1 protein-coding gene is annotated in these 7,223 nt (G+C 49.6%); it reads right to left on the minus strand.

Translation table 11 applies throughout. The features are described from left to right. The coding region (locus PHU20_RS19830; RefSeq protein WP_274827151.1) for a hypothetical protein at nucleotides 1–7,223 on the minus strand (7,223 nt) is incomplete at both ends.

Genomic DNA, 7,223 nt, shown 5'->3' on the forward strand with positions numbered 1-7,223 from the left:
GCAATCTCACTTGCATTAGCACTGATTCCAGCAACATTGGTTGTAATATTTGTGGTATTTACGGCTATCCCCGAAATGTCCTGATCTCCGGTGTTGACCCCGGAAGTATTCGCAATGATATCCGCTTGTTCGGCGGTGATCCCGGTTTTGGCGGTGTTGAGTGCAATGGCATCGTTCTGCGTAAGTTGTTCGGCTTCCAAAGCGTCGATGTCCGTGGCATTGACGGCAATCCCTGAAATATCCTGATCTCCGGTGTTGATACCGGAAGTATTGGCGATAATGTCCGCTTGCTCGGTGGTGATTCCTGTTTTGGACGTGTTGAGTGCTATGGCATCGTTTTGGGTAACTTGCTCGGCTTCCAAAGCGTCGATGTCAGAAGTATTGGTTGCAATGTCCGTATCGTTTGCAGCTATCGCAGCGGTGTTGGCAGTGATTTCGGAATCATTTGCAGCAATTTCAGTTGCATTGCTAGCAATATTTGTGGCGTTAACGGCTATCCCTGAAATATCCTGATCTCCCGTATTCACCCCGGAAGTATTCGCAATGATATCCGCTTGTTCGGTGGTGATACCTGTTTTGGCAGTGTTGAGTGCTATGGCATCGTTCTGTGTAAGCTGCTCGGCTTCCAAAGCATCGATGTCCGTGGCATTAACGGCTATCCCTGAAATATCCTGATCACCCGTATTCACTCCGGAAGTGTTGGCGATGATGTCCGCCTGTTCGGTGGTGATTCCGGTCTTTGCGGTGTTGAGTGCGATGGCATCGTTCTGGGTAAGTTGTTCCGCTTCCAAAGCGTCGATGTCCGTGGCATTAACGGCAATCCCTGAAATATCCTGATCTCCCGTGTTGATTCCAGAAGTATTCGCAATGATGGCCGCCTGTTCGGTGGTGATGCCGGTCTTGGCGGTGTTGAGTGCGATGGCATCGTTTTGGGTAAGTTGCTTGGCTTCCAAAGCGTCGATGTCAGAAGCATTGGCAGCAATGTCGGTATCGTTGGAAGTTATCGCTGCTGTATTAGAAGCGATATCGGAATCATTTGCGGCAATTTCAGTTGCATTGGTTGCAATATTGGTTGCGTTTACGGCAATCCCTGAAATATCCTGATCCCCGGTATTGATTCCGGAAGTGTTCGCAATAATGTCCGCCTGTTCGGTGGTGATACCTGTTTTAGCCGTATTCAGTGCAATCGCATCGTTCTGCGTAAGTTGTTCCGCTTCCAAGGCGTCGATGTCCGTGGCATTGACTGCTATCCCTGAAATGTCCTGGTCTCCGGTGTTGATTCCGGAAGTATTGGCGATAATGTCCGCTTGTTCGGTAGTAATGCCGGTTTTGGCGGAGTTGATGGCGATGGCATCGTTTTGGGTGATTTGCTCCGCTTCCAAGGCGTCGATGTCACTCGCATTGACCGCTATTCCTGAAATATCCTGGTCTCCGGTGTTGACCCCGGAAGTATTGGCGATAATGTCCGCCTGTTCGGTAGTGATCCCGGTCTTGGCGGTGTTGAGTGCTATGGCCTCGTTTTGGGTGATTTGTTCTGCTTCCAAAGCATCGATGTCAGATGCATTGGCAGCGATATCAGTATCGTTTGCAGCAATCTCACTTGCATTCGCACTGATTCCAGCAACATTGGTCGCAATATTTGTAGCATTGACCGCTATCCCTGAAATGTCCTGATCCCCGGTATTCACTCCGGAAGTATTGGAGATAATGTCCGCCTGTTCGGTAGTGATCCCGGTCTTGGCCGTGTTGAGTGCTATGGCATCGTTTTGGGTGATTTGTTCGGCTTCCAAAGCGTCGATGTCCGTGGCATTATTTGCAATGTCGGTATCGTTGGAAGTTATTGCAGCGGTATTGGCAGCGATATCGGAATTATTTGCAGCAATCTCACTTGTATTGGTAGCAATATCGGTTGCATTGACCGCTATCCCCGAAATGTCCTGATCTCCGGTATTCACTCCAGAAGTGTTGGCGATGATGGCTGCTTGTTCGGTGGTAATGCCGGTTTTGGCGGTGTTCAGTGCAATGGCATCGTTTTGGGTAAGTTGCTCTGCTTCCAAAGCGTTGATGTCCGTGGCATTGGCAGCAATGTCATTATCGTTGGAAGTTATCGCAGCGGTATTCGCACTGATTCCAGCAGCATTGGTTGCAATATCCGCAGCATTAACGGCAATCCCTGAAATATCCTGGTCTCCGGTATTCACTCCGGAAGTGTTGGCGATGATGTCCGCTTGTTCGGTGGTGATACCGGTTTTGGCGGTGTTCAAGGCGATGGCATCGTTCTGGGTAAGTTGTTCCGCTTCCAAGGCGTCGATGTCCGTGGCATTGGCTGCTATGTCGGAATCATTTGCTGCAATTTCACTTGCATTGGTTGCAATATCGGTCGCATTGACCGCTATTCCTGAAATATCCTGGTCCCCGGTGTTGATCCCGGAAGTATTCGCAATGATGTCCGCTTGTTCGGTGGTGATGCCAGTTTTGGCCGTGTTCAAGGCAATGGCATCGTTCTGTGTAAGTTGTTCCGCTTCCAAAGCATCGATGTCCGTAGCATTGGTAGTTATGGCCGAGGCATTGTTTGCAATGTCGGTATCGTTGGAAGTTATTGCAGCAGTGTTGGCAGCAATATCGGAATCATTTGCAGCAATATCAGTTGCATTGGTACTGATTCCAGCAACATTGGTAGCAATATCGGTCGCATTGACCGCTATTCCCGAAATATCCTGATCCCCGGTGTTGATCCCGGAAGTATTGGCGATGATGTCCGCCTGGTCTGTGGTGATGCCGGTCTTGGCGGTGTTGAGTGCAATGGCATTGTTTTGGGTGATTTGCTCGGCTTCCAAAGCATCGATGTCGGTGGCATTGACCGCTATCCCTGAAATATCCTGATCTCCAGTATTCACTCCGGAAGTGTTGGCGATGATGTCCGCTTGTTCGGTGGTGATCCCGGTCTTGGCGGTGTTCAAGGCAATCGCATCGTTCTGGGTAAGTTGTTCCGCTTCCAAAGCGTCAATGTCAGAGGCATTGGCTGCAATGTCGGTATCGTTGGAAGTTATTGCAGTTGCATTGGCACTGATTCCAGCAACATTGGTTGCAATATTCGTTGCGTTAACGGCAATCCCTGAAATATCCTGATCTCCCGTATTCACCCCAGAGGTGTTCGCGATGATATCTGCTTGTTCGGTGGTAATCCCGGTCTTGGCGGTGTTGATTGCAATCGCATCATTTTGTGTAAGTTGTTCGGCCTCCAAAGCATCGATGTCAGAAGCATTGGCTGCTATGTCGGAATCATTTGCAGCAATTTCAGTTGCATTGGTTGCAATATCCGCAGCATTGACCGCTATTCCCGAAATATCCTGATCTCCGGTGTTGATTCCGGAAGTATTGGCGATGATGTCCGCCTGTTCTGTGGTGATCCCGGTCTTGGCGGTGTTGAGTGCAATCGCATCGTTTTGCGTAAGTTGCTCGGCTTCCAAAGCGTCAATATCAGAGGCATTGACTGCAATCCCTGAAATGTCCTGATCTCCTGTGTTCACCCCTGAGGTGTTGGCGATGATATCCGCTTGTTCGGTGGTAATGCCGGTTTTGGCCGTGTTCAAGGCGATGGCATCATTTTGGGTAATTTGTTCCACTTCCAAAGCGTCAATGTCCGTGGCATTGTTTGCAATGTCAGTATTGTTGGAAGTTATCGCAGCGGTATTCGCACTGATTCCAGCAACATTGGTTGCAATATTGGTAGCGTTTACGGCAATCCCGGAAATATCCTGATCTCCGGTGTTGATTCCTGAAGTATTGGCAATGATGTCCGCCTGTTCGGTAGTGATCCCGGTCTTGGCCGTGTTGAGTGCAATGGCATCGTTTTGGGTAAGTTGCTCTGCTTCCAAAGCGTCGATGTCCGTGGCGTTAACGGTAATCCCTGAAATGTCCTGATCTCCGGTATTTACTCCAGAGGTGTTGGCGATGATATCCGTTTGTTCGGGGGTGATCCCGGTCTTGGCGGTGTTGAGTGCAATGGCATCGTTCTGCGTAAGTTGCTCGACTTCCAAAGCGTCGATGTCCGTGGCATTGACTGCAATCCCTGAAATATCCTGATCTCCCGTATTCACTCCTGAGGTGTTGGCGATGATGTCCGCTTGTTCGGTGGTGATGCCGGTCTTGGCGGTGTTGAGTGCAATGGCATCATTTTGGGTGATTTGTTCCGCTTCCAAAGCGTCGATGTCCGTGGCATTGACTGCTATCCCTGAAATATCCTGATCTCCGGTATTCACTCCAGAGGTGTTCGCAATGATGGCTGCTTGTTCGGTGGTGATACCGGTCTTTGCGGTGTTGAGTGCAATGGCATCGTTCTGCGTAAGTTGTTCCGCTTCCAAAGCGTCGATGTCAGAGGCATTGTTTGCGATATCAGTATCGTTGGAAGTTATCGCAGCGGTGTTGGCAGCGATGTCTGAATCATTTGCAGCAATTTCAGTTGCATTGTTTGCAATATTCGTTGCGTTAACGGCAATCCCCGAAATATCCTGATCACCGGTGTTGATTCCGGAAGTATTGGCGATGATGTCCGCCTGCTCGGTAGTAATACCGGTTTTGGCAGTGTTCAAGGCGATGGCATCGTTTTGTGTAAGTTGTTCCGCTTCCAAAGCGTCGATATCCGTGGCATTCACAGTTATGGCCGAAGCATTGGTTGCGATGTCGGAATCATTTGCAGCAATTTCAGTTGCATTGCTAGCAATATTTGTGGCGTTAACGGCAATCCCTGAAATGTCCTGGTCGCCGGTGTTGATTCCGGAAGTGTTCGCAATGATGTCCGCCTGCTCGGTGGTGATCCCTGTTTTGGCCGTGTTCAAGGCAATGGCATCGTTTTGGGTGATTTGTTCGGCTTCCAAGGCATCAATGTCAGAGGCATTGGCTACAATGTCGGTATCGTTGGAAGTTATCGCACTTGCATTGGTTGCAATATTTGTGGCATTGACCGCTATCCCTGAAATATCCTGATCTCCGGTGTTGACCCCGGAAGTGTTGGCGATGATATCTGCTTGTTCGGTAGTAATGCCGGTCTTGGCGGTGTTCAAGGCGATGGCATTATTTTGGGTAAGTTGCTCCGCTTCCAAAGCGTCGATGTCCGTGGCATTCACAGCTATGGCAGAAGCATTGGTGGCGATGTCGGTATCGTTGGAAGTTATTGCAGCGGTGTTGGCAGCGATATCAGAATCATTTGCAGCAATCTCACTTGCATTGGTTGTAATATTGGTAGCATTAACGGCAATCCCTGAAATGTCCTGATCTCCCGTATTCACTCCGGAAGTGTTCGCAATGATGTCCGCTTGTTCGGTGGTGATTCCGGTCTTGGCCGTGTTTAGTGCTATGGCATCGTTCTGGGTGATTTGCTCCGCTTCCAAAGCGTCGATATCCGAGGCATTAACGGCTATTCCTGAAATATCCTGATCCCCGGTGTTGATTCCGGAGGTGTTGGCGATGATGGCCGCCTGTTCGGTGGTGATGCCGGTCTTGGCGGTGTTGAGTGCTATGGCATCGTTTTGGGTGACTTGCTCGGCTTCCAAGGCGTCGATGTCCGTAGCATTGGCAGTAATGGCCGAAGCATTGGTTGCTATATCGGTATCGTTGGAAGTTATTGCTGCAGTATTCGCAGCGATTTCGGAATCATTTGCAGCAATCTCACTTGTGTTCGCACTGATTCCAGCAACATTGGTTGTAATATCCGCAGCATTGACCGCTATCCCTGAAATGTCCTGATCTCCGGTGTTGATTCCGGAAGTGTTGGCGATGATGGCCGCTTGTTCGGTAGTGATGCCGGTCTTGGCGGTGTTGAGTGCAATGGCATCGTTTTGGGTAAGTTGTTCCGCTTCCAAAGCGTCGATGTCCGTGGCATTCACAGCTATGTCAGAAGCATTGGTAGCAATGTCGGTGTCGTTGGAAGTTATCGCAGCGGTATTTGAAGCAATATTGGTCGCATTAACAGCAATCCCTGAAATATCCTGGTCGCCGGTGTTGATTCCGGAGGTATTGGCGATAATATCCGCCTGCTCGGTGGTGATACCGGTCTTGGCGGTGTTAAGTGCTATGGCATCGTTTTGGGTAACTTGTTCCGCTTCCAAGGCATCGATGGCCGAAGCATTGGCAGCAATGTCGGTATCATTTGCGGCAATCTCACTTGCATTGGTTGTAATATTGGTTGCGTTATCGGCAATCCCCGAAATATCCTGATCTCCTGTGTTGATTCCGGAAGTGTTGGCGATGATGTCCGCCTGTTCGGTAGTGATCCCGGTCTTGGCGGTGTTGAGTGCAATGGCATCGTTCTGTGTAGATTGTTCGGCTTCCAAAGCATCGATGTCCGTGGCATTGGCTGCAATGTCCGTGTCGTTGGATGTTATCGCAGCGGTGTTAGCAGCGATATCGGAATCATTTGCAGCAATCTCACTTGAGTTCGCACTGATTCCAGCATCATTGTTTGCAATATTGGTAGCGTTAACGGCAATCCCTGAAATATCCTGATCTCCGGTGTTGATTCCGGAGGTATTGGCGATAATGTCCGCTTGTTCGGTGGTTATTCCGGTTTTGGCGGTGTTGATTGCAATGGCATCGTTTTGTGTAAGTTGTTCGGCTTCCAAGGCATCGATGTCCGTGGCATTCACAGCTATGGTAGAAGCATTGGTAGCAATGTCGGTGTCATTTGCAGTAATCTCACTTGCATTGGTTGCAATATTTGCAGCATTGACCGCTATCCCCGAAATATCCTGATCCCCGGTGTTGATTCCGGAAGTATTGGCGATGATGTCCGCTTGTTCGGTGGTGATTCCGGTCTTTGCGGTGTTCAATGCAATGGCATCGTTCTGGGTAAGTTGCTCCGCTTCCAAGGCATCGATGTCAGAGACATTGACAGCTATGGCCGAAGCATTGGCAGCAATGTCGGCATCGTTGGAAGTTATTGCAGCGGTGTTGGCAGCGATATCAGAATCATTTGCAGCAATCTCACTTGCATTGGCTGTAATATTGGAAGCATTGACGGCAATCCCCGAAATATCCTGATCTCCAGTATTCACTCCTGAGGTGTTGGCAATAATGTCCGCCTGTTCGGTGGTGATTCCGGTCTTGGCGGTGTTGAGTGCAATGGCATCGTTTTGTGTAAGTTGTTCGGCTTCCAAGGCATCGATGTCAGAGACATTGACAGCTATGGCCGAAGCATTGGCAGCAATGTCGGCATCGTTGGAAGT

The organism is Maribacter polysaccharolyticus, assembly GCF_028882255.1.
Lineage (GTDB): Bacteria > Bacteroidota > Bacteroidia > Flavobacteriales > Flavobacteriaceae > Maribacter_A > Maribacter_A polysaccharolyticus.